This window comes from Pontibacter anaerobius (assembly GCF_026241195.1).
Classification (GTDB): Bacteria; Bacteroidota; Bacteroidia; order Cytophagales; family Hymenobacteraceae; genus Pontibacter; species Pontibacter anaerobius.
Map to the genome: position 1 here is coordinate 38,505 of NZ_JAPFQO010000010.1, position 22,211 is coordinate 60,715.

Genomic DNA, 22,211 nt, shown 5'->3' on the forward strand with positions numbered 1-22,211 from the left:
CCACAAAAGTGTGGGTTTATATTTACGGCAATGCAGGGGCTATAGTTAACGGGCGCTGGTTTGTAAAAAAAACAGCGGCCCCCTTACCAGTAAGGGGGCCGCTGCCATATTGGGTACATAGTGAGTTGCTAAAAATACTCCTGCATGATCTCGCGCACATCGGCTTCGGCCAAGGGTTTGGAGTAGTGCTTGCGCACATCCGGAAAAGCCTTCAGTTTCTCAAGATCGTAGAAGCTGGCAGAGGAGGTTAACATCAGCATAACGGTGTTGCCTTTCTGCTCCGGCGTAAATTTCTCATACTCTTCCAGAAACTCAAACCCATCCATCACCGACATTTTGATATCCACAAAAATAAGGTCCGGGCGCGGATAACCTTCAACGTTGGCAAAGGCATGTTCCAGGTAGTCAAGGGCTTCTTCCCCGTTCATCACTACGCGTATATCAGAGGCTGCCTCCAGGCGCGCCAGCAGGCGGTGGTTCAGGTAATTGGTAGTTTCGTCGTCGTCTATTAAAAGTATGGTCTTCAGCTCTCTCATAATGGCTACCTCAAGTAGAAATCTTTGGGTTGTGTGGTCTGTAAAACTATAAAGCGCACTATGTTTAGGGTGCTGCCGGTAGTGCTGTGGCCTTTAAAATAACCCATAGCCAACGCCCCGGTGGCGCGTCTGATCTTATAACGCTTGTTCAGGCAGTTTATTTAAACCCGTGCATTTCAGGGCGCACACGGAGTAGGTTTCTTGTAAAATGTTCAAGATAGTTTTTATTCCTGCAAAGGCAAAGTATAAATCCTCCCAAAAACTATACGTGCCGCAATGGCCATGGGATGGCTATACGTTTAAACTTTATTCTGACAGCGGAATTCTTTCCTAAACTGATGTTACTGCCGCAACGCCCAGCCCTTCGAACACTTCTTTCGCATCGGCTATACTTTGGATATCCTCCACGATCACAATCAGTTTATCCTTGGCTTCTTTTAGTCTAGATCGGCGGGGGTGGTGTTGCACATACTTCAATATGTTGCCAAACGTGTCGGACTGGAAGTACTTGTCATTGTTCTCACTTGGCAGGTAGCCTTTCATGGTTTCCTTTTTGATGGTGAGCTTCTCAAAGCCCAGCTGCTGTGCCTGCCAACGTAGCTTCACGATCTCCACCAGTTGCTTTACCTGCTCCGGCATCGGCCCGAAACGGTCAACTATACTTGCCGTAAGCTTCTCCAACTCCTCCATACTTTTCACGCTGTCGAGTTTGCTGTACAGGTTCAGGCGTTCCGAAATGTTGCTCACGTAGCTCTCCGGAATCAGCACCTCCATGTCGGTTTCGATGTTACACTCGCGCACCGGCTCTATAAACTGCTCCAGGTTATCAGCCATGAACAGCTCCCGGAACTCTGTTTCCTTGAGTTCCTTGATGGCATCGTCGAGCACCTGGTGGTACATCTCAAAGCCAAGGTCGGTGATGAAGCCGCTTTGCTCGCCGCCCAGCAGGTTACCCGCCCCGCGAATGTCCAGGTCGCGCATGGCAATTTTAAAGCCCTCACCCAAATCGGAGAATTCTTCAAGGGTACTCAGGCGTTTTCGGGCATCGCTTGGCAAGCCGGCTACAGGTGGTGTTAAAAGATAACAATAAGCTTTTTTGTTTGACCGGCCCACGCGCCCCCGCATCTGGTGCAGGTCCGATAACCCAAACATGTGGGCTCGGTTGATGATGATGGTATTGGCATTCTCGATGTCCAGACCCGACTCAATGATGTTGGTGGATACCAGCACATCATACTCGCCGTTCACGAATTTCATCATGCGCTTCTCCAGCTTCTCCGGCTCCATTTGGCCATGAGCATAGGTTACCTTGGCATCGGGCACCTGGCGCAGTATCATATCGGCTATCTCTTCGATATCCTTAATGCGGTTGTGCACAAAGAACACCTGCCCGCCACGCTTCATCTCGTTCACTACGGCATCACGAATCAGCACCTCATCGAACACGTGCAACTCGGTTTTTACCGGTTGGCGGTTTGGCGGTGGTGTGGCGATAACGGAAAGGTCCCGGGCACCCATTAGCGAGAAATGCAGCGTGCGTGGGATTGGCGTGGCTGTCAGTGTCAGGGTATCCACGTTCACGCGCATCTCTTTGAGTTTGTCCTTCGTCTTCACACCAAACTTCTGTTCCTCGTCAATAATCAGCAGGCCCAAGTCTTTGAACTTTACATCCTTGCTCACGATGCGGTGCGTGCCGATCAAAATATCCACTTTGCCCTCAGCCACGCGTTTTAGGGTTTCCTTTGTATCCCTGGCCGTTTTAAAGCGGTTCACATAATCCACGGTTATCGGAAACTGTTCCAGCCTGTCGCGGAACGTACGGAAATGCTGCATGGCAAGTATAGTGGTAGGAACCAGTACGGCTACCTGTTTTCCATCGCAGGCGGCTTTGAAAGCGGCGCGGATGGCAATCTCCGTTTTACCAAAACCTACGTCGCCACATACCAGCCTATCCATCGGGTGCGGTTGCTCCATATCGGCTTTTACATCCTCAGTGGACTTCGCCTGGTCCGGGGTATCCTCGTAAATAAACGACGACTCCAGCTCGGCCTGCAGAAAGCCATCCTTGGTAAAGGCATAGCCTGGTGCTGCCTTGCGCTTGGCGTACAAGCTAATCAGCTCGTGAGCAATATCTTTTACTTTGCTCTTGACCTTCTTCTTCTTGTTTTCCCACTCCGGCGAGCCCAGCTTGCTCATACTTGGCGGGCCGCCCTCTTTGCCGCTATACTTGCTTATTTTGTGCAGAGAGTGAATGCTGACGTAAAGCAGATCGTCGTCGCGGTATACCAGCCGGATTGCCTCCTGCAAGCGGCCACCCACTTCTACTTTCTCCAGCCCGGCGAAGCGTCCGATGCCGTAGTCTACGTGCGTAATGTAGTCGCCGGGCTGCAGCGAGCGCAGCTCTTTCAGCGTCATGGCCTTGGTTTTGGAATGCCCTTCCTTGGCCTTGTGCTGGTAGAACCTGTCGAACAGTTGGTGATCGGTGTAGCAGGTAATTTTTAAAGTATGATCGATGAAGCCTTCGCTCAAAGAAATGGGCAGGTGCTGGAAACGCACATCGTGGTCCAGCTCATCAAAGATCATGGTCAGGCGGTTGATCTGGCGCGGCGAATCGGTGGCGATGACGTTCACAAAACCATCGCCCTGCTGCTCGTGCAGGTTCTTTACCAGGCGGTTAAAATCCTTGTTAAAAGATGGCTGCGGCTTAGCCTGCAACTGCAGCACTTCCGCGTTTTTGAAGTGGAAGCGCTTGCCCATCTCCACCACGTTAAAGTTATCAAGCAGCTTCTTGAACTGCTTCTGCGTCTGGAACAGCTGCTCGGGGTCCGACACGATCTGGGTGCCGCCGCTGCCGGCCATCATCTTCTCGAAGTTGTGCGAAGCTTTATCAAAATACTCCTCTATCACGTCCAGCGTCAGGCGCACATCCTTAAACCAGATGCTGGTGTTCTTCGGCAGAAAATCCAGGAAAGCCTCCCGGGTTTCCTGCAGCAGTTTTGTCTGCACATTGGGTATAATTGAGATCGCTTTTTTCGTCTCTACACTCAGCTGCGTGTCCGGGTCGAAGGTTCGTATACTTTCGATCTCGTCGCCGAACAGCTCGATGCGGTAAGGCAGGTCGTTGGCGTAGGAGAACACGTCCACGATGCCGCCGCGCACGGCGTACTGGCCTGCCTCGTACACGAACTCGGTGCGCTCAAAGCCATACTCGGCCAGCATCTCGCTCAGGAAATTCACGTCCAGCTTGGCACCTACCTTAGCACCCAGTGTGTTCTCTACCAGCGATTTCTTGTTGATCACCTTCTCGGTTAGCGCCTCCGGATACGTTACGATCAGCTCGCCTTTTTCGGCTTTGCTGTTGAGGCGGTTCAGCACCTCAGCCCGCATAAGAATATTCGCGTTCTCAGTATCGTCGAAACTGTAAGGGCGCTTATAAGAAGTCGGGAAAAGCAGAATTTCCTTCTGATCGCCCAGCAGGTTTTTGAGGTCGGTATAGAAATAAGCAGCCTCCTCTTTGTCGTGCATCACGAAGAGTTGGTGCTGCGGATTTAAAGTATAAACCGCCGAAGCCATCACGGCATCGAGGCTGCCGGCCATACCTTTTAGTTGCAGGCGGTGAGGTTCTTTGGCTTTTAAACGCTCGGCAATGGTTTGCACCATGCCATCGAGGCGGTACAGTTCTAAAAAATCAGTTACTTTCATTCAGCTCTATCACAAAACAGAAAAGGCAGAACACAGGACTTTTACCAAGTCGTGTTCTGCTGAGTCTTCCTTACAAAGATACTACAAGTTAATATCTTATCAGAACAATGAGGAGGAGCAGAAGGTTGCGGTAAACGAATATATACGCAAGCATTTTATTGTATAGGATTTGAGTTATATTTATTAAATTCAATCGTTTGTTTCTTGTTCTACTTACTTGTGCTATTCCTTTATAGGGCTTATCATTCGGTTAATGTCTGTTTTTTCTAAAATTTCTATTACCATCGTTGTCATGATGGCCGCTCTGTCTTCCGTGTTGGCTCCCAGCATTTTTGCACAGAATTTTGAATGGGTGAAATCTGCGGGCGGCACCAAAGAGACGGCTACATTTCCCGGGAAAATATACATTGATAAAAATGGGAATACCTATGTAACAGGTACGTTTCACAGAAAAATCACTTTTGATAAAGTAGATCTGGTTACCTCAACTGTCACTTCTTATGGTGACATATTTATAGTGAAATATGCACCGGACGGCAAGATGCTGTGGGTGATGCAAGACGGAGGTACGGGTACTGAGTATGCCCAGAACATAGTTGTGGATGCCAATGGTGACGTCTACATCAGTGGCTTTTTTAGTAAATTATTCCCAAGCTATTCCTGTGAAATCGGGGGAGTGACCCTAGAGGTTGAAAATAACGCGCATGAATACTTTGTGGCAAAGTATGATGCTAATGGAAAATTTAAATGGGTGAGGCAGACTCATAATAGCGGGCACACCATTAACCCGGCAAGCCAGATGGTGCTTGATCATCAGGGCAATATCATCATTCAAGGTACTTTTAAGGGAGAAATAAGCATTGGAGGCAAGTCATTGAAAAATGACGGGAAGGCTTTCAGTTTGTTCACCGCAAAAATTGATGCTGACGGCAATGCGCTGTGGGCTACCTCACAATTGAGTCACATCGACTATGTGCAGTCCTCAGATCAGATAATGGGAGATATGCTGATGGCAACAGGTTTAGCCGCGGATTCTGGTGGCAATATTTATTATACAGGCATATTTAAAGGTAAATTCGATTTTCCTGAAGGGCCAGTTAGGAGCCAGGATGGGGACATATTTTTTGTGAAACTGAATGAGAACGGTCAGATGATCTGGCGAAAGTTTTTTGGCAACGGGTTTAATAATTTTGTGTCTGACCTAGAACTTGACAGCAATGAGAACCCTTATCTTTTGCTTAATACCAGTCAACCTAAAATAGGGAATGTCTCAAATTCTAAGAGATGGGGGGCATTTGTCGCAAAGTTTGATCAGAATGGGAATGCTTATCAAATTAACTCTTTAATAGAGAATGCCCATTGTACCGCCATGGCTATAGACGGGGAAAACAAGGTTTACACAATAGGTCACTATAATCCCCAGGCCCGCATAGATTGCTTCTTGTTGAATAGTACAAGTAGTAATAATGATGCCTTTCTTTTAAGTCAGGATGCTAGCGGCAGTCTGCAATGGGTAAAGGAAATTAAAGGTATGTTTGGAATCATGACCTTGGATATTCAGTTGGATGCGGCAGCTGAAAATGCGTACGGCCTTGGTTATTTTAGAGGAGACATATCGTTTGAAAATACAAAAGTCCTTAACATTGGTGGGGCTAATGCTGGAGAGTCCGGCTTGTTTACCGATGATATGTTCATAGCAAAAGTTAACAACATTGGTGTGTATGCGCCGCCCCCGTCCATGAGTTTATCCTGTGAAATACCACAGGAGGCAGAGGTAGGAAGCAACATCACGCTAAAGGCAAATGTCGGGAGATCTGCTACTTCTGTAACGTATAGATGGGATTTGGGGAATGGGGAAGTAAAGACAACCACCGCCCCGGCTTTATATTATGCTTATTCCACTCCGGGTACTTATCCAATAATCGTAAGTGCAACAGATGAATTGGGGTGTACCTTGACTTGTAGTACTACATTGATTGTGTCAGCGCCTAGCCCTGAGCCTGTTATCCCGGATGAAGTTTTTGTGCCGGAAGGAATTATTATCCCGAACATATTTACGCCAAATGGGGATGGTAAGAATGACGTCTTTGTAGTTAAAAACTACCTTGAGGATAAACCTTTTCAGTTACAGATCTATAACCGTTGGGGTAAACAAGTAGCCTTTATACCTGATGGGAGAAGCGGCTGGGATGGGTCAGGCTGTTCCGAAGGACTGTATTTTTACTCCATTAGTATATCTGGCCAGGAGAAAAAAGGATGGATAGAACTGGTGCGGTAAGGTATAAACCTATACCTGCAACAACACCTTCACCTGCACCGGATCCTGCAGCACCCATGGCGCAAGTTTAGCGCCAGCGCAACTTGCGGCTTTCTAGGAGGCCAGTTTGTAAAAGCAGTTATCAGAACTATACTTTCGGCAGTTGCAAACTGGCTATCATGCTCCACCACCAGTTACCGCTGCGCTCAAACTGGCGGTATGATGATACACTACCTCCCCAACCTATCATTATTCACCTCGATCCAGTGACCGTCCGGGTCCTGGAAGTAGATTTGCTTTACCCCGTCCACGCGCACGGTGGGGGTTTTGGCGGTGCCGGGCCAGTTAGTGTATTCTACCTGGTGCTTGTCGAGGTTGGCGATGAAGTCCTCTATGGACGCCACACTGAAGCAGAGGTGATCGTTCTTGTCGCGCGGGATGTTCTGGGATGCTCCCTGTATCAGGTGCAACTGACCGGCATCTCCCAGAGAGAACCAGGTGTGCCGGCCGTCCTTGAAAGGCTCCGGGATTTGCTTTAGCTGTAGTACATCCTCATAAAAGGCTGTGCTCTGCCCCAGGTCGTGCACATACACGGCAATGTGGTTGAGCCTAAGTGTGATGGGGTTGGTCTGCGCACTCCCGGAGAAAGTGGCAAAACTTAGCAGGCAACAGATACAAGCAGTAACAAGCTGTTTCATATAAGGAGAGGTAAGTTTATAAATCATTTAAGAGCGGCAAGCAAGCTCTGATATGGTATAAGCCTTTCCGCTTATTGAGCTTATACTTGCAATATCTTCTAAATTAAGGAAAAAACGATAGAGACGTTAGGGAACTAAATAAATTCCTGCATAGTATATCTGGAATTTTGCATATTTACCACACGAAATCCATACTTCTAAATCCACTACACAAAATGAAACTACTGAACGCTGTTAACTGCGCTATATTTGCTGCGGTGCTATTATTTACTGCTTGCAACACAGCTGAAACTACTATAGCAGAAGAGCCAAAGGCAGATTTCACACAGGTTATTCCGACACTTGAGGCTATTACAGCAGATTGGAATAAAGGCGACCTGGACAAATTTGTGACGGTGTATGACAGCGCGGCCACATTTATGCTGCCGAAGGGCCCGATTGGGGTGAGCGAGATGAAAGGGTATTACCAGGAGGCTTTTACCGAAACCGGCACACCAACCTCTACCCTAAGCTTCGACAGCCTGGAGATGCGCCCTTTAGGCAACAGCCATGCACTGGTAACCGGGCGATACATCCTCACAAACCAGGACTCGACAGCACAAAGCGGCCGTTATACGTTGGTGTTTGAACACTCTAACGAGGGCTGGAAGATACTGCACGACCACTCAAACTAGAAATAGAGGCAGCGGCCATTCCACCAGACACTCACAGGTTTTGTAAACACTATGAGGTCTTTTGAGACGACTCCTTTCTACTTCAAAAGCATCCGGATCATTTGCGGGTCATCCTGCAGGGTGCGGAGGTTTTGTTTGAGCTGCTCCAGTTCCCGATTCAGGTCCTCTTTGGCCGACTTAAATTTCTGATCCATTTGTTTGGGAGTGCCTCCAAAGCGAGTATAAAACCCTGCATTGGAGCCGGTTAATAAATCCTGAAGCTCTCCCTTTAGCTCCTCCACCTGGTCGGTCAGGATTTTGACATAGTACTGCAGTTGCTCCTCAGGCAGTTGGTCCAGTGCCTGGCCCTGCTCCTGCATAAACTCCAACTGCAGCCGCAGCAGCTCAAAGAAATCGTCGTGGTGGTAGGCCTGGGTTACGCGTTTCATGGCTTCCTCTTTCCAGGCGCGTTTTGTTTCGTCCAGTTCCCTGTCGGGGTGCAGCAGTTTGGCGAGCTCGGTGTACACGCGGCGGCTGGCCTTGCTGATGTTGCTGAGCTCGGCCTTTGCCTGGGCCTCTTTGGCTAACTGCGCTTTGGTTTTGCGGCTTTTCTGGCGGTTCTGCTTCTCCTGCTCCCGTTGCTCCATCTCCCGGTCCAGTTGTGCCTGTATGCGCTCAAAGTCATCCTGGTCATCAAAATCCTCTTCTATACCCGGTTCATCGTCTTTTATACTTTCATCTGGGGCCTGCGTGTCTTCCTGGGTATAGGCTGTTTTTTCGTTGTAGGTGAGCTCCGCATACCTGTCGTGCAGTTCTACCATGTCCTGGCGCTCATAGTTGGCTATCAGGTCAAAGGTGATGTTCTCTATCAGGGTAGCCAGCTTTTCCTTTTCCCGGTAACTGAACAGTGCCGATGCGTAGGCCTCGTCCAGCAGATTTGCCAGCTCTACGCGTTTTTCCAGCTGCTGCTCAATAATGGGGCGCAACTCCTTCTCGATTCGTTTCTGAGCCAGGTTTATACTTTCGTGCCTGGCCGCAAGCTCCTGTTTCAGTTGGTCTATCAGTGCCGTCTTTTGGTTAAACTCCTGCTGCAGCTTGCTCAGTTTATGCTTACCGGGGGAGGTGATTTGGGGCGTGAGTTGGCGGGCAGGTTTGTTGTTCTGGGGCATTAGGGAAAAGTATAAAGGCAGTCGCGGGTTTGGGTTAAGGGTACGAAAGTATACTTTTTTCGCCGTGCCTAAGGTATGTTCCTACTAAAAGGTATATTCGCCATACTTGATCTAAGCATAAACCAAGTATGGCAGTTAGTGCTTTTCCCATGTCGGCTACTCCATCTTCAGCAGTTGCTCCGCCAGCTCCAGCAGGGTCGGGGCGATAAGCTCCGGCTCCGGGGCCAGCGGGTACAGCACCTGGCCCGGACGCGAGATAAAGGCCGTGCGTGCCCCGGCACCCAGGGCACCGGCCATGTCCCAACCGTGGGCGGCTACCATCATTACATCCTCCGGCGCAACACCTAGCCGCTCGGCAGCAAACTGATAGGGGGCTCTGGCTGGCTTAAACTGTGCCACGCTATCCACACTAAAGGTCTCCTCAAAAAAGGCTTTCAGGCCTACCTCTTCCAGGTGCGGTATAGCTGACCTGGCGGGGGAGTTGGTGAGTGTGGCCATTCTGAAGCCTGCCTGCTGCAGCTTTTGCAAACCGGGGATGACATCGGGGTGCGGCTGGGTTTCCTTCACCATCGCCACCAGTTCCTTCTGCTTTTCCTCAGGCACCTCCTTGCCGGTTATGGCCACTGTCATGCGCATCACGGCCTGGCCCACCTCCCCGAAGTCGTGGTAGCGGCCTGTCGCGTTTTCCACGAGTGCGTACTCCAGGAGTTGTGCAAACCACAATTTAAACGCCAGCTCATTGCCGAAGGCCTGGTTCACGGCCTTTTGCATGTCGGACAAATCCAGCAGTGTCTCGTTCACATCGAACAGCAGAACTGCGGGTCTGTTTTTAGAGGAGATAGGCATGGTATGGAGCGTTTGGGTGGAGGAATAATTTAAATGCTTTACGGTGACGGGATTTTATACTTTGATGCTTTTTTAAAGCCCTACTTCTGCGCATCGAAAGGTATAAAGCGGCCGTTCTGCAGCACGTACAAAGTGGTGCGGCTCTCCTCTATCACCGATATGCCATCCGTTTTGAGGGTAGTTGTTTGCTGCTTACGCGGGTTGCGTACCAGGGAGTCCTGCGGGGCAAGTTTTAGCTGGTATGTGCTGTACCATTCCCCGTTCAGCTGCCGGGCCGGGTAGGTTGCCACTTTCACCTCCTTCGCCTTTTGGGGATAGTCCAGGAATGCCAGAATGTAGATAGAGTCGTTTTGCAGCACCTGCACGGCGTAATCCGGGGTGCTGTTGCCGTTCAGGTTGCCCCGCAGGTACAAGGGGTTCTCCACCTGGAGGCGCTTGGTTGCCATTACTTCGTCGGGGAGGGTGGCGACGCGGGCCCGCGGCTGCCTTTGCTCCAGCAGTTTTGTCAGCGTGTCAGGGAGCGGGTATAGGATGTTGCCTTCGTCGGTTGCCTGCGCTATGCTGTCAATGTTTGATTGGGTATCCGAGCCTACCTGCTCTTCTATCAGGTCTTCGTCGGCGGCACGGTTATAGTTGCCATCGGCGGAGTCGGAGCCGCAGGAGGCCAGGGCCAGCAAGGCGACAAACTGAAGTATGAGTCGTTTCATGTAAATCAGGTTCATAGCCATAGTTTTATTGGGAGGTATGGTTGCTTACCACCTCACCCTCCGGAAGGTTGCAACGAATAAAAGGCATGGCCTTTCAAGCCTGTGCGTATGCGTTTCCGGCAAGTATGGAAAGTTCTGCCTTTTATACTTCTCCATTGCCTCCCTTCATACATGCGGCCTCCACGGGCATGCCCATCTGGTTAATAAACTGCACCTGCTGGCGCGGGTACACCGGTATGATCTTATTGCGGTACTCGGGCTTGGCAGTCTCCTTGGTGAGGCGCATGGAGAGTTCGCTTTTCCATTTGCGGCGCTCGCGGGCACCCACCAGGTAGCGGATGATGATGTTGGTCCAGGACTCCTCCAGCGAGATAAATACCTGGGGCTTATCGGCGATGTTGTAATCCAGGCCGGCGCGTTTAAGGAGCGCGGCATAGTTGCGGGCGGGTGTTACCATGTAATTGCCCAGCAGTTGCTCGGCCACCTTCCCCAGCACCTCCGTTGCCAGCGATATATCTGACTCATTAGCCACGCCAAAGGCCAGTTCGTCCCACACATAAGGGAAATCGCGCGTCAGGTTGATGACAGTGCCGGTCAGGATCTCATTGTTGGGGAAAGTAACCAGGCGGCCTGTGGGCTGCTCGGCCAGCACAAAGCCGGGCTGGTAGGGTGCGCCTATCTCCCAGACGGTGGTGGTCAGGAAATCGATCCGGTAAACATCCCCGAACACATCGCCTACCCGCACCCGGTCGCCCACGCGGTAGTAACCCTGAAAGGAGTTGAGGAGCCAGCCTGTAAAGCTTTCAATCGGAGTCTGCAGCGACCACGACAGGGCCAGGCCGATGAGACCCAGAGAGCCCACCAAGGCGCGTATATCGCCGGCCACCACGCTGATGGCAATGCCAATGGCCAAAAGCCACACCGCAATTGAGAGGAGGGAGATGATGGCATTGGAGCGCTCCCAGCGGCCCAACACCTTCTGGAGCAGTAGCCTGAGCAGCCGCACCACACCCCAGGCTAGCAGGAGGGTGCCCAGGGCGATCAGCATTTTGGGCAGGTTGTAGAAAAAGCTATCCCAGAGGCCCTGCAGCGCCCCTATTGCCTCGCCTGCTGCCTCTTTGCCCGATAAAATTTGCGAGGTGGTGTCTTCTGCCGCAGTGTCCATGGCCGAGTCTGGCGCTACCAGATCCGCTACGGCCACCTCCTCCACAATAGCTACCGTGTCAACCGCTTCCTGTTCCCCGTCCTGCGCCAGCCCTGCCTCGCTGGGGGCAAAAAGCAGCATGATAAAGCCCGTAACAGCCACCGCCAGGATAGTGGCCTGCCTAAAATTCTTCAGCCTGTTTTTAGCGCCCTCTACAGTAGAGCCGCGTTTGACCCTCCTGGTCCTGGCTTTCCGAATGGCTTGTCGCCCGGCTGGTGTGACGCGGCCTGTGCCATAGCCTGCTTCAGCGCCCGCGTTGTAGCGGCTTCTGCCGTAGGTGGTTTTTAGGGTTTGTGTGCGGGAGGTTTTTTTGCTGTAGGATGATGGCATAGGCGTTTCTATTTCGGCTAACGGTGCTTCATTGTATACATCACTTCCCTATACGGAAGAAAGCGGCAGGAGACGTTTCTGCAGTGAAAGGAGCAGGATACCCTGTTGGGATATTGCCTGACGCAGTAGCTGTATTTACTGCTGATAATCAATAATATACTTATACCTGTGCCTGATTTTTACGTATGCTGTTTTTGAACTAAAGCTATAAATACTATGAACAAATCAAAATTAGTGAGTATGTGGCTGCTGCTGTTGGGCATGGTGTTGTCTTTCGGCGCTTCGGCACAGGGCGGCAAGGCAAGTCCGGCTGACAGTGTTTCCGGGCAAGCCGGGGATGCCACCATAACGGTTAATTATAGCAGCCCCTCAGTAAAAGGGCGCAACATCTGGGGCGGGCTAGTGCCTTACGGCCAGGTATGGCGCGCCGGGGCCAACGAGGCCACCACGGTAACAGTTGATAAAGACGTGCTGGTGGAGGGTGAGCGGCTACCGGCGGGAACCTACAGCTTTTATACGTTGCCCGGTGAGGATGAGTGGATCGTGATTTTCAACAAAACGGCGAAGCAATGGGGCACGCAGTATGACGAAAAGCAGGACGCGCTGCGGGTAAAGGTAACTCCGCGCAAGGCCCCCGCCATGAACGAGCGACTGAAGTATGACGTGACTGACGAAGGCTTGCTTCTGAGTTGGGAGAACCTGGAGGTACCGGTGAAGATTGAGGCGGTAGAGTAAGATTTAGTTAGCGTATTTGGGAGCGGCGGCGGCTGAAAAGTGGTTGCCGCTTTTTTTATGGCGTAACCTGGGGGAAGTCTTCTGATTATGGCGCAAGTCTCCAGACTTGTGTCCTTTTTATGATGTTGAGTTTGTAACTCAACTGGCTTGAAAAGCCATACTTTATACTTTAGCGGCAGCTTCCTGCAACTTAAAACAAGCTATCCTCTCTAGCCTCTGCTTATCCTCAGTCTTACAAACCTATTGTTTCACCTCTTACTTTGGCTCCCTCTAGCCCGGGAGGGCTCGTCTTCCCGCATCGCGCTGGGAGCTTTTCCTTTGCTCCTGCGTCGCAATGCCTCGCTACCGCTCGGCACCGGAAAAACTCCAAAGGCGCTCAACGGAAAAACTGGGATCAGATTCGATAGCCACCACTAACGGAGCTTCAGCAGAACTCCCCTCTCGGGAGGGGTTGGGGTGGGTTTACACTATTGCTGTTGACAGCCATCCCCAACGATGAAACTTACACTTCAACATCAGTAATTACAGGCTCCCCGCCTTAGTCAAGGAGGGGCAGGGGTGGTTGGAACCGGTACTGCGAAACTCCCTCTCCTGTTTTGGGGTAGGGGCCCTCGAGAAAAGGAGAGGGTTGGGGAGAGGTATAATCCCCATCTCGGGACTAGCCAAAACGTGAGTTTTGAGCTAGCGAGCGTAGTTCTCAAGGGCAGGTGTACACCTTCCCATCATCTTGGAAAACCTGATTCTGACAAATAGGTGTTCTCAAATTAAAGTACAACCTCCATATTGCATACCTGGTGCTGTTTCTGTACATTCCCTTTTGCAATCCACTTAACCTATGAAACAAAGCATTACCCGGGAACTGATCATCAGTATCGCCCGGCATAGCAACTGGCAAGCCTCCGGCATTGGAAACAGACTCCGTAGCGAAGGACTTTACGCCACGCCCCGCAACTGGGCCACCTTTATCCGGTTGTTCTTGCTGGGTACGGGCGCCAGTTTTACCCTAGCCGGTATCATCTTCTTTTTCGCCTACAATTGGGCCGACATGCACAAGTTCGTGAAGCTGGGCATACTCGAGTTCCTGCTGCTGGCCACTACCGTTGCCGCACTCATCACCAGACTCAATAAAACCATCCGGAACGTGCTCTTAACGGCCAGCGCTATGTTAGTGGGAGTGCTGTTTGCCGTGTACGGGCAGATCTACCAGACCGGTGCCAATGCCTTCGACTTCTTCTGGGGATGGACCTACTGCGTGGTGCTGTGGGTGCTGGTAGCTAACTTTCAGCCGCTGTGGTTTATCTTTCTGGCGCTGCTCAATACCACATTTATACTTTATACCCAGCAGGTAGCCACCCACTGGAGCTTTGCCGTTGTGCTGGACGTGCTGTTTATACTTAATGCCGCTGCTGTAATTGCCTGGGAGGTATTGGCGGCAAAAGGGCGGGTAAACGTGCAGCACCGGTGGTTCCCGAGAATTTTGGGCCTGGCTGCTATTTCCTTGGTTACGGTAAGTATGATTTCGCTGCTTTTCACTAACATCCGGGAGGATTACGGCCTGGCGTACCTGCTTGGCTTTAGCATGTATGGCGGCGCCATCTGGTACGGTCTACGGGTGCGCGAGCTTTTTTACCTCACGGCTGTACCCTTCAGCGCCATCGCCTTTTTTACCGCGCTTATCACCCGATTTATAGACAAGGCACCTGAACTGATCATGCTGCTGGCCTCCTTGTTTGTGGTAGGCAGCATCACGTTACTTATTCAATATTTAGGGAAAATAAACCGGCAGTGGCATGGCAAATACTGATACAACCCAACTGGACGCGCTGCTGCAGGAACTTGAGCAGGAGCAGCCCGACTTTTACTACGACCGGGACAGCATAGAGGCTGAAACCTCCCACACCGCCTCGCTCCTCAAGCGCGTACCCATCAAAGTGCTTACTATTCTGGGTGGCCTATTAGGCATGACTACCTTTATGGGCTTTCTGCTGATGGCCGGTTTGTACAATTCTGGTATCGGAATGCTGTTCTTCGGCATTTGCTTTTTGGTAGGGTCGGAGGCGCTGATCAGGCTAAAGAAAGACGCCACTGCTGACGCGATGGGCGTTTCGCTGAACATTATGGGTTATGCGCTGCTGACTATCGGCACAGGACAAATGACCGATGGCGATACCGCCGTAACGCTTGTTCTTGCCTGTGCTGCCTTGATGATCATCAGTCTGTCCGAAAGTGCTATTTGCGTATTCATCTCGGTGCTGGTGCTGAACGGGAGCCTGCTGAGCCTGATCTTTATCCATGAGGCCTTTTCGCTGTCGCACGGTTTGATCGCCATACTTGCGGCCATACTTACTTACATGAGCTTGTATGAGGCGAAGCTACTTGCTGGCTCCCCTCGGTTTGGGCTGGTGCTGGGGCCGGTAAGGATGGGGGTGATTGTGTCTCTGGTGATTGTGCTGGCGCTTTTCGTGCACCAGAAGTTCCTGTCTACCTCTATTGAGCATTTCTGGACTTCCAGCATCTTTCTGGCGGGTTGCCTGCTGCTGTTGGTGCACCACGTCCTAAGAGGGATGCCGATGGTAAGCAAGCAAGCGCATGGTGTTATTTATACTTGCTGTGTGCTGCTACTCGCGCCGTTTATACTTACGCCCTCGGTTCCGGGGGCGCTGCTTATACTTTTGGCCAGCTTTTACATCGGCCACAATCCGGGTTTCTGGGTGGGGCTGCTGGCGCTGGTGTACTTCGTGATCCTGTACTACTACGACCTGAACATGACGCTGCTGGCCAAATCTGGGGTGCTGATAGCAAGCGGCCTGCTGTTTCTGGGAGGGTTCGTGTTGCTCAACAATTATCTGAAAAGCTATGCTGACTAAAAGGACCATAATCATACTTGTGAACCTGGTGCTGGTACTGGTAATATTCAACCTGTCGGTGGTGGAGAAGGAGGAGGTGCTGGAGAAAGGCGAACTGGTGCTGCTGGAGCTGGCCCCCGTAGACCCGCGCTCCCTTATGCAGGGCGATTACATGCGCCTGAGCTACGCTATCAGCCAGGCAGCAGATCTTGAAAAGATACCCAACAGAGGTTACGCCGTGGTGAAGCTGGATGAGCAGCAGGTGGCGCAGCTAGTGCGCTACCAGAAAGAGAAATCGCCGCTGAACTCAGGAGAGTATTTGCTAAAGTATACCAAGGGCGAATGGAGCATAAACCTGGGGGCAGAATCATACTTTTTTGAGGAGGGGCAGGCTATAATTTTTGAGGAAGCAAAGTATGGCGGGCTCCGGGTAGATGAGCAAGGCAATAGCATCCTGGTGGGGCTGTACGACGAGCAGCGGCAGCTGATACAGCCGGTCGGAAAAAATAACTAAATATAGCTGCGTTTAGCGGCGAGGCTGCTGCACAAGGTAAAAGTATAAAACGTGCAATCTGCCACGGGTTTTCATCTCGTGGTTATCCAACTACCCCTGCTCCTAGTGCTATACTCACAAGCTATTAACTCGCTTTCTCTTTTATAAAGAGGAGTTATACTTGATAGCTGCTACTGATCCTTAGTCTTACTTACCTACCGTTTCATCTCTGGCTTTGGCTCCCTTCAGCCCGGGAGGGCTCGTCTTCCCGCATCGCGCTGGGAGCTTTTCCTTTGCTCCTGCGTCGCAATGCCTTGGGCACCGAAAAACTCCAAAGGCGCTCAACGGAATGATTGGGGACATTTCGATAGCCGCTGCCTTTGCTATGCAACTGGAACCAACTCCCCTTCGAAGGGGGCAGGGGGATGTAATTGTCTGCTGGAAAACTCCCCTCCTTAGATTACCGAGAACGGGAGTGCGAAACTAGCGAGCGTAGCTCTGAGGGGCTAGGGGTGGTAGGATAACTACGAGTTGAAAACTCGCGGCAGTAATACACTTTTAGCCTAACCTTAGCCTTTGTTGAGGCCCTATACCCTCAGCTCCTTCCCGCTAATCTTTTGCAAATCCTCCAACCTGAACCTGTCTAAAAAGCTTTTGGCATCTTCTATACCCGCCTCCTGCCAACCTAGTGTTCGCGCTATAGTTTGCCACAGGGCTTTGCTGCTGAGGCCACGCTTGCGCATCTCCGAAATAGAAAGGGAGTCGTGTGACTTGGAAAGCTTGCCACCATCCGGCTCCAGCACCAGTGGGTGATGCACGAAATCTATACTTGTAAACTGCTCCGCGCCGAGCAGCCGGGCCAGGTAAAGCTGCGCAGCCGTGGACGAAAGCAGGTCCTCGCCCCGCACAATGGTGTTAATGCCCATGTCCAGGTCATCAGCCAGCGAGGCAATCTGGTAGGCTGGTATACCTTCCTTGCGCCGCACCACAAAATCCGGCATCTCTTCCGATAAGGCAATAGTGCAGGTCTGCAGCAACAGGTCTTGAAATGTAACCTGAGTGTCCTCGGGTATACGAATGCGCCAGGCAATTCCCGGCTGCTGCAGGGGCTGTTGCTCGTGACGGCAGGTATGTAGGTCGCAGGCGCTGTTGTTGGGCAGAGCGGACAGCTGTTTACGGGAGCAGGGGCAGGCGTACACCACGCCTTTGTCCACGAGTTGCTGCAGCAGGGCGTGATAGCGCGGCAGGCGCAGGTGCTGTGAGTGGTTCTTCAGAAAGTCTTCTGCATCGGCAGGTCCTGCATCATAGTCCAGGCCTAAAAAGTGTAGCGTCTCGAAAATGTCCTGCAGGTACTCCTGCCGAAAGCGGGCATCGTCCAGGTCATCAATGCGAAGTATGATGTTGCCTTTCTGCTGCCGCGTCAGCGCCCAGGTAATGGCAAACGAGAGGGCATTGCCCAGGTGCAGATAGCCGCTGGGGGTGGGGGCGATGCGTGTCTTCAGCTGAAAGGGCTGCTTTGTGGGCATGGTGCTGCTGGTTGTGCGTAGTGGATAAATTTAGTAGAAATGCGCTATTATAGCCAATAAACAGCGAAAAGTATGATGTCTAGAGGCTGCCGCAGCAGCTGTAGAGGCAGAACTTTGGAATAATTTTACGTAAATTAGAGCATTCCTGAGGTATCTGGCACTTTGCCTGTACCCCGCTTCATACTTTTACTTTTTGCATACCTATGGAAATTCTGTTCGACCAGATGCCTAATCCCTTCACCTACTTTGTACCCCTCTTTGCGCTGCTGATAGCGGGCGAGGCGTACATCAGCTACCGCGAGGACAAAGAGCTGTACAGCCTGAAAGACTCTGTGGCCAGCACCATGGTTGGTTTAGGGGCCGCCGCACTCAACACCCTGACAAAAGCGTACCAGATCGGGTTGTTCTTCCTGTTCTACAAGCTTTTTGAACCGTTGCGCGTGGAGTTTCTGGGCTACGACAACCTGGGCTGGACCTGGTGGGTGTGGGTACTCTGCCTCATCGGCGATGATTTTAACTTTTATTGGCACCACCGCTTCTGCCACACCATCCGTATTTTCTGGGCGGCACATCTGGTGCATCACTCCTCTAATAAATTTAACCTGGGCACGGCCTTCCGCAACGGCTGGACCATCTTCCTCTATAAGCCGATTTACTGGCTATGGCTGCCTATACTTGGCTTTAACCCGGTCATGATTGCGCTGTGCATGTCGTTCAACTCTATCTACCAGTTTTTTCTGCACTCCACGCTGGTGCCTAAAATACCTGTGTTCGGGCAGGTGTTTAATACCCCCTGGGTACACCAGGTGCACCACGCCTGCAACATAGAGTACCTGGACCGCAACCACGGCGGCATCCTCATTATATGGGATAAGATGTTCGGTACCTACCTGGACAAAGACAAGCACCTCGAAACAAAGTTTGGTGTGCTGCACCCGCCTACCAAGCACGACCCTATCACGCTTAATTTTCATGAGTTTAACGATATCTGGAAGGATGTGCGCAACGTGAAATCGTGGAAGGCTAAGTTTATGTACGTGTTTGGCCCTCCGGGCTGGAGCCACGATGGCAGCCGCAAAACCTCCAAAATGCTGCAGCAGGAGTGGCAGCAACAGCAGCAGAAAGCTGCTGTTCAGGCAAGTCAGCCAGAATTGGTAACTTCTTAAAAAGAGCGTTAGAAACACAGGTCCGGCCCCAAAGTATGACTTTATACTTTGGGGCCGGACCTGTTTATACGTTGCGCATTATACTTTCCCGGCGGTACGTTCTTTCAGCGGCAGCCGCATCTGGTACAGGTCGAAGCCTGGGGCCCAGAAATCCTTTTCAACTTTCTCCAGCTCAAAGCCCATCTTCTCATAAAACTTGTACACCAACTGGGTTGTCCTCACAACGATCAGGTGTATACCGGGCTTGTTTTTGATGACCTTGAGCCTGTGCTGCATAAGTTGTGTGCCGATGCCTTTGCCTTGAAGGTCAGGGTGGATAACATCCCAGGAGATGCGGGCCTGGCCATCCTCAGGGAAATAGTTAATGCCGCCTGCGCCGATCAGTTTGCCTTCTTCTTCCGTTACAAAGTAGTCTTCAGTAAATGAGTCCAGGTAGGCAGCAAAGTCGCTTTCCTCGGCCTCCGCAAAGTAGGTGGGTGTGTTGAGGCGCAGCAAGGCGATGAGCTTTGGCTTATCAGCTGGGGTATAAGGGCGGATCATGTATGCCGGAAGTATGAGTTATTACTTGATTAGCTGCTCCCACTGGCTTTCCTGAGCCTGAGAAGTGTGGGATAGAAGAACAACGTGAGAGGGTGTGTTAGTGTTTGCGTATGGGGTAACTTTAGTGCAGCCGATGTCCGAGGAGTAGCTGAGCTTAAGGGCTGAACTTTGTGCTTGTTGCATTTTACTTCTTATTAAAATTTACTTTGTACTGTAAGCTCAATCTACCTATAAGGGAGTATAAGCGCATTTTTTCATCTGAATTGATAGAGGTTCTTATTTCGGTTGTCCCTTCATAGGTGGTATGAGTGTCTGTTCGCTCTACAAGCGGGGCAAGCAAAGGTATCGCCACTCCTACCTGTGCTTGTATGATTACCCCATACAGATTATAGCCCGCGCTTATTTCAGGGTCAGCAGTTAAGCCTCTTAAGCTTTTATAACTGCTTTTTGTAGAAGAGGAATAGGTGTCGTAAAAGCTGAAGTCTGTATACTGTGAATATGTAAACCTTAGCCCAAGCCCGTACTCACTTTCCGACACTCTTTTACCTGCATTAAATTGCCCGAACACGCTCCAGTACCGTGCCTGCGTAGCCTCTCCATCTGTATCGCCTTTAAAATGCCAATAATTATTAATCTTGGTTATACCAGTACCCACGTACGCCTCTATAATGGGAAACTCAGGATTGTCAGTTTTGGTAAAATAACCGAATCCGCCTTTTAGTGCATAATCGTCCCTGTCAACATCATACCTGTCACCAATAATGCTTAATCTTTTCTTTGTGTCATTGTCGAAGGTAGCAGCAGAGAACAATGCCAGCTTATCTGTAAAGGCATAAGATAGGTTAAAGTCATAACCACCACCTCTGCCAAAAGAAAAATGCAACTGGTTTTTTTGATCGTGAAGCGGGATTAAGAGTGACTTGGGAGTGTAGAACTCTTTTTGTGCAAGAAGTTTATTTGGAAGCAGTACAACACCCACAATAATGATAAGATATCGCAGCAGCTGTAATTGCATAACTCCTTTACACCTATTCATATATTTATGATTTAAGTTGCATACAACTAAGCTGCTAAACAAAAGCATACATTTATTGCACTATGTACGGAATTGCGTTTCTCATCAGGTAAAGCCTTGTCAGAATTTATTTAGCTGTAGCGCCTTTTTGAGGTAGCAACCTCTTTAGCAGGAAATAAACTGCCGCATATACTATACCCCATGAGGCAATATCAACTACAAAATTACTAGTGAGTAAACCTTAGCGGAACAAATCATACTCAAACCCGACCAGGTTGTGCACGAATTTTACAAGTAGGTGGATTATTGAAAGAGTGAGAAAAGCAGCTAGTTTGGTGCCTTTGCTCATGTGTCAGGCTATAAAAAACTTATAGAAGTAGGCACCCGCTATTATACCTAGTACCACGAGCAGGGCGATGTTGGCCATAAGCGGAACCTTTACATATTTCTTTTTCTCATAATTATATAGCGTATTTCCTAAGATAATACCCAACACTGTGGAGTTGATAATGGTTAGCGCTTTATTAATCGCCATCCAGATACTCCGGAACATTAGTGCCATAGGCTTTTCTCGGTTAAAGTTAAGTGGTATAGTAGTTTAGCAATATAAGGAATCTTCAACGATACTATAGTGCTGTTGTAGGATTTTATACTTATTTTATACTTTAAAGGTATTATCGCACAAAAAACAGCTGCCAAAGTATAAAAGCCCTGGCAGCTGCTGAAAGCATAAATCCTGAAGTATGATTACTCCTGCGTAAAGCAGCTCTGGTCGGTTAGCTGCAGCTTCTCAACCGGAAACCCTTTCTGGTCGGCCAGCTGCACCAGGTGCTCCAGCACATCCTGGTCCAGGGTAGGGGTGCGGGAGAGTACCCAGAGGCTTTCGCGGTCCGGGGAGCCCACCAGTACATAGTGATAGTCGGGGTCCAACTCCAGTATCCAGTAGTCGCCCCGGAAGGGCCAGAAGAACTGCACACGCAGCTTGCTATTGTTGCTGCCCCCTACCGGAAAGCCCTTGCCCTCGGCAGTACTTGTTTTGCCGTTAGGCCCACCCTTGTGGCAGGTGTTCTTTACCTCCACATAGCCTTCCGGGTTCAGGCTGTACTCGGCGTACACGCAGTGGCAACCTTTTTCGTAACGCTGCGGCAGGCGGGCTATCTCGTACCAGCGGCCCATGTAGCGGTGCAGGTCTACGTGGGGCACAGTTTTAAGCGGAGCGTGGCTACGGCTATAACTGCTTACAAGCGCCACGCCGGCCAGCACAGCGCCTGCCGTAAGGATGAGTTTGGTTTGTTGCTTCATAGTAGTGGTCTATAGCTGCTTGGCCATCAGGTAGTGCTGTATGGAGCCAAACAGCAGGTATGTTTTCTCTACTACTTCATACCCGTTACGGCGGTAAAAGTTCACGGCGTTTTCGCGGGCCTGCAGCGTCATGCGCTCGGCCCCCAGACTGCGGGCGCGCTCCTCCAGGTACTGCAGCAGTCGGTCGCCCAGCTGCTTGCCCTGCTGGTCGCCCCGGATGCCCATAAACCGCAGTTGCCCCTCCTGCGGCGTGTTCATATGCAGGCGGCACACGCCAATGGCCTCTCCGGCACCGTTCACGAGCATGGCATGTAGGGCCGTGGCATCGTCGTCTACACGTTCGCTGCCTTCGGGCTGGCCCCAAGGTTGGCGCAGCGTAAGGTAGCGCAGGCGGTAATACTGTTCAAACTGTTCTGGTGTGGCGGGCTCTATTATCTTCATTGTTGCTTGCTACGTTGTTTAACCGTTGGCTGTCTGAAGACTTCA

Annotated in this window: 19 protein-coding genes; 7 read left to right on the forward strand and 12 right to left on the reverse strand. The window is 50.8% G+C overall.

Going from position 1 to position 22,211, the window contains the following annotated elements:
• Positions 1 to 128: 128 nt before the first annotated feature.
• Together OO017_RS15020 and mfd are read right to left on the reverse strand one after the other, a co-directional pair.
• Positions 129 to 536, reverse strand: coding sequence for a response regulator (locus tag OO017_RS15020; RefSeq protein WP_266053401.1), 408 nt, complete (start codon positions 534 to 536; stop codon positions 129 to 131).
• Positions 537 to 866: 330 nt separating this feature from the next.
• A complete protein-coding gene (gene mfd / locus OO017_RS15025; protein ID WP_266053402.1) occupies positions 867 to 4,238 on the reverse strand; it encodes a transcription-repair coupling factor in 3,372 nt (1,123 codons plus the stop codon).
• 292 nt (positions 4,239 to 4,530) lie between these two features.
• Here mfd and OO017_RS15030 point away from each other — a divergent pair, with 292 nt between their 5' ends.
• Positions 4,531 to 6,516, forward strand: coding sequence for a T9SS type B sorting domain-containing protein (locus tag OO017_RS15030; RefSeq protein ID WP_266053403.1), 1,986 nt, complete (start codon positions 4,531 to 4,533; stop codon positions 6,514 to 6,516).
• A gap of 209 nt (positions 6,517 to 6,725) precedes the next feature.
• Here the strand turns inward: OO017_RS15030 and OO017_RS15035 are convergent, their stop codons facing one another.
• Complete coding sequence (locus OO017_RS15035; protein WP_266053405.1) at positions 6,726 to 7,193, reverse strand: VOC family protein; 468 nt, start codon at positions 7,191 to 7,193, stop codon at positions 6,726 to 6,728.
• Positions 7,194 to 7,408: 215 nt separating this feature from the next.
• Between OO017_RS15035 and OO017_RS15040 the strand changes: the two genes are divergently transcribed.
• Positions 7,409 to 7,867, forward strand: coding sequence for a YybH family protein (locus tag OO017_RS15040; protein ID WP_266053407.1), 459 nt, complete (start codon positions 7,409 to 7,411; stop codon positions 7,865 to 7,867).
• A gap of 77 nt (positions 7,868 to 7,944) precedes the next feature.
• Here the strand turns inward: OO017_RS15040 and OO017_RS15045 are convergent, their stop codons facing one another.
• The 4 genes from OO017_RS15045 to OO017_RS15060 all read right to left on the reverse strand — a co-directional run bounded on the left by OO017_RS15045 (position 7,945) and on the right by OO017_RS15060 (position 12,102).
• Entirely contained in the window at positions 7,945 to 9,015 is a 1,071-nt protein-coding gene (locus tag OO017_RS15045; RefSeq protein WP_266053408.1) for a coiled-coil domain-containing protein, read from the reverse strand.
• 156 nt (positions 9,016 to 9,171) lie between these two features.
• The gene (locus OO017_RS15050) at positions 9,172 to 9,861 is read right to left on the reverse strand and encodes a haloacid dehalogenase type II (protein WP_266053409.1); all 690 of its coding nucleotides are present in this window, start codon (positions 9,859 to 9,861) and stop codon (positions 9,172 to 9,174) included.
• Positions 9,862 to 9,941: 80 nt separating this feature from the next.
• A complete protein-coding gene (locus tag OO017_RS15055; protein ID WP_266053410.1) occupies positions 9,942 to 10,583 on the reverse strand; it encodes a hypothetical protein in 642 nt (213 codons plus the stop codon).
• A 127-nt stretch (positions 10,584 to 10,710) separates the two neighbouring features.
• Positions 10,711 to 12,102 (reverse strand): mechanosensitive ion channel family protein, encoded by a 1,392-nt coding sequence (locus OO017_RS15060; protein ID WP_266053411.1) that lies wholly within the window; start codon positions 12,100 to 12,102, stop codon positions 10,711 to 10,713.
• A 216-nt stretch (positions 12,103 to 12,318) separates the two neighbouring features.
• Here OO017_RS15060 and OO017_RS15065 point away from each other — a divergent pair, with 216 nt between their 5' ends.
• From OO017_RS15065 to OO017_RS15080, 4 genes are all read left to right on the forward strand, one after another.
• The gene (locus OO017_RS15065) at positions 12,319 to 12,837 is read left to right on the forward strand and encodes a DUF2911 domain-containing protein (RefSeq protein WP_266053413.1); all 519 of its coding nucleotides are present in this window, start codon (positions 12,319 to 12,321) and stop codon (positions 12,835 to 12,837) included.
• 835 nt (positions 12,838 to 13,672) lie between these two features.
• On the forward strand, positions 13,673 to 14,641 hold the full coding sequence (locus OO017_RS15070) for a DUF2157 domain-containing protein (protein WP_266053415.1): 969 nt from the start codon (positions 13,673 to 13,675) through the stop codon (positions 14,639 to 14,641).
• Positions 14,628 to 15,704: a DUF4401 domain-containing protein gene (locus OO017_RS15075; RefSeq protein ID WP_266053417.1), complete on the forward strand. Its 1,077-nt coding sequence runs from the start codon at positions 14,628 to 14,630 to the stop codon at positions 15,702 to 15,704. The genes OO017_RS15070 and OO017_RS15075 overlap by 14 nt, the downstream gene beginning before the upstream one ends.
• Positions 15,694 to 16,197, forward strand: coding sequence for a GDYXXLXY domain-containing protein (locus OO017_RS15080; protein WP_266053419.1), 504 nt, complete (start codon positions 15,694 to 15,696; stop codon positions 16,195 to 16,197). The genes OO017_RS15075 and OO017_RS15080 overlap by 11 nt, the downstream gene beginning before the upstream one ends.
• Before the next feature lie 566 nt (positions 16,198 to 16,763).
• Here OO017_RS15080 and OO017_RS15085 read toward each other — a convergent pair.
• Positions 16,764 to 17,702: a glutamate--tRNA ligase family protein gene (locus OO017_RS15085; RefSeq protein WP_266053421.1), complete on the reverse strand. Its 939-nt coding sequence runs from the start codon at positions 17,700 to 17,702 to the stop codon at positions 16,764 to 16,766.
• A 203-nt stretch (positions 17,703 to 17,905) separates the two neighbouring features.
• Here OO017_RS15085 and OO017_RS15090 point away from each other — a divergent pair, with 203 nt between their 5' ends.
• The gene (locus OO017_RS15090; RefSeq protein ID WP_266053423.1) at positions 17,906 to 18,868 is read left to right on the forward strand and encodes a sterol desaturase family protein; all 963 of its coding nucleotides are present in this window, start codon (positions 17,906 to 17,908) and stop codon (positions 18,866 to 18,868) included.
• 78 nt (positions 18,869 to 18,946) lie between these two features.
• On the opposite strand, the gene OO017_RS15095 is transcribed toward OO017_RS15090, so the two are convergent.
• The 4 genes from OO017_RS15095 to OO017_RS15110 all read right to left on the reverse strand — a co-directional run bounded on the left by OO017_RS15095 (position 18,947) and on the right by OO017_RS15110 (position 22,166).
• The gene (locus OO017_RS15095; protein ID WP_266053425.1) at positions 18,947 to 19,408 is read right to left on the reverse strand and encodes a GNAT family N-acetyltransferase; all 462 of its coding nucleotides are present in this window, start codon (positions 19,406 to 19,408) and stop codon (positions 18,947 to 18,949) included.
• Positions 19,409 to 19,592: 184 nt separating this feature from the next.
• Positions 19,593 to 20,423, reverse strand: a complete 831-nt coding sequence (locus OO017_RS15100) for a hypothetical protein (RefSeq protein ID WP_266053427.1) — start codon at positions 20,421 to 20,423, stop codon at positions 19,593 to 19,595.
• 747 nt (positions 20,424 to 21,170) lie between these two features.
• The gene (locus tag OO017_RS15105; protein WP_266053429.1) at positions 21,171 to 21,725 is read right to left on the reverse strand and encodes a lipocalin family protein; all 555 of its coding nucleotides are present in this window, start codon (positions 21,723 to 21,725) and stop codon (positions 21,171 to 21,173) included.
• A 9-nt stretch (positions 21,726 to 21,734) separates the two neighbouring features.
• Complete coding sequence (locus tag OO017_RS15110) at positions 21,735 to 22,166, reverse strand: GNAT family N-acetyltransferase (protein WP_266053431.1); 432 nt, start codon at positions 22,164 to 22,166, stop codon at positions 21,735 to 21,737.
• Positions 22,167 to 22,211: the final 45 nt, after the last annotated feature.

Bases quoted from the DNA above. Each gene is read 5' to 3' on its own strand.
- OO017_RS15065 (WP_266053413.1), top strand. From the start codon at position 12,319: ATGAACAAATCAAAATTAGTGAGTATGTGGCTGCTGCTGTTGGGCATG.
- OO017_RS15040 (WP_266053407.1), top strand. From the start codon at position 7,409: ATGAAACTACTGAACGCTGTTAACTGCGCTATATTTGCTGCGGTGCTA.
- OO017_RS15045 (WP_266053408.1), bottom strand. From the start codon at position 9,015: ATGCCCCAGAACAACAAACCTGCCCGCCAACTCACGCCCCAAATCACC.
- OO017_RS15030 (WP_266053403.1), top strand. From the start codon at position 4,531: ATGATGGCCGCTCTGTCTTCCGTGTTGGCTCCCAGCATTTTTGCACAG.
- OO017_RS15090 (WP_266053423.1), top strand. From the start codon at position 17,906: ATGGAAATTCTGTTCGACCAGATGCCTAATCCCTTCACCTACTTTGTA.
- OO017_RS15095 (WP_266053425.1), bottom strand. From the start codon at position 19,408: ATGATCCGCCCTTATACCCCAGCTGATAAGCCAAAGCTCATCGCCTTG.
- OO017_RS15075 (WP_266053417.1), top strand. From the start codon at position 14,628: ATGGCAAATACTGATACAACCCAACTGGACGCGCTGCTGCAGGAACTT.
- OO017_RS15085 (WP_266053421.1), bottom strand. From the start codon at position 17,702: ATGCCCACAAAGCAGCCCTTTCAGCTGAAGACACGCATCGCCCCCACC.
- mfd (WP_266053402.1), bottom strand. From the start codon at position 4,238: ATGAAAGTAACTGATTTTTTAGAACTGTACCGCCTCGATGGCATGGTG.
- OO017_RS15035 (WP_266053405.1), bottom strand. From the start codon at position 7,193: ATGAAACAGCTTGTTACTGCTTGTATCTGTTGCCTGCTAAGTTTTGCC.
- OO017_RS15020 (WP_266053401.1), bottom strand. From the start codon at position 536: ATGAGAGAGCTGAAGACCATACTTTTAATAGACGACGACGAAACTACC.
- OO017_RS15050 (WP_266053409.1), bottom strand. From the start codon at position 9,861: ATGCCTATCTCCTCTAAAAACAGACCCGCAGTTCTGCTGTTCGATGTG.
- OO017_RS15070 (WP_266053415.1), top strand. From the start codon at position 13,673: ATGAAACAAAGCATTACCCGGGAACTGATCATCAGTATCGCCCGGCAT.
- OO017_RS15080 (WP_266053419.1), top strand. From the start codon at position 15,694: ATGCTGACTAAAAGGACCATAATCATACTTGTGAACCTGGTGCTGGTA.
- OO017_RS15100 (WP_266053427.1), bottom strand. From the start codon at position 20,423: ATGCAATTACAGCTGCTGCGATATCTTATCATTATTGTGGGTGTTGTA.
- OO017_RS15060 (WP_266053411.1), bottom strand. From the start codon at position 12,102: ATGCCATCATCCTACAGCAAAAAAACCTCCCGCACACAAACCCTAAAA.
- OO017_RS15110 (WP_266053431.1), bottom strand. From the start codon at position 22,166: ATGAAGATAATAGAGCCCGCCACACCAGAACAGTTTGAACAGTATTAC.
- OO017_RS15055 (WP_266053410.1), bottom strand. From the start codon at position 10,583: ATGAACCTGATTTACATGAAACGACTCATACTTCAGTTTGTCGCCTTG.
- OO017_RS15105 (WP_266053429.1), bottom strand. From the start codon at position 21,725: ATGAAGCAACAAACCAAACTCATCCTTACGGCAGGCGCTGTGCTGGCC.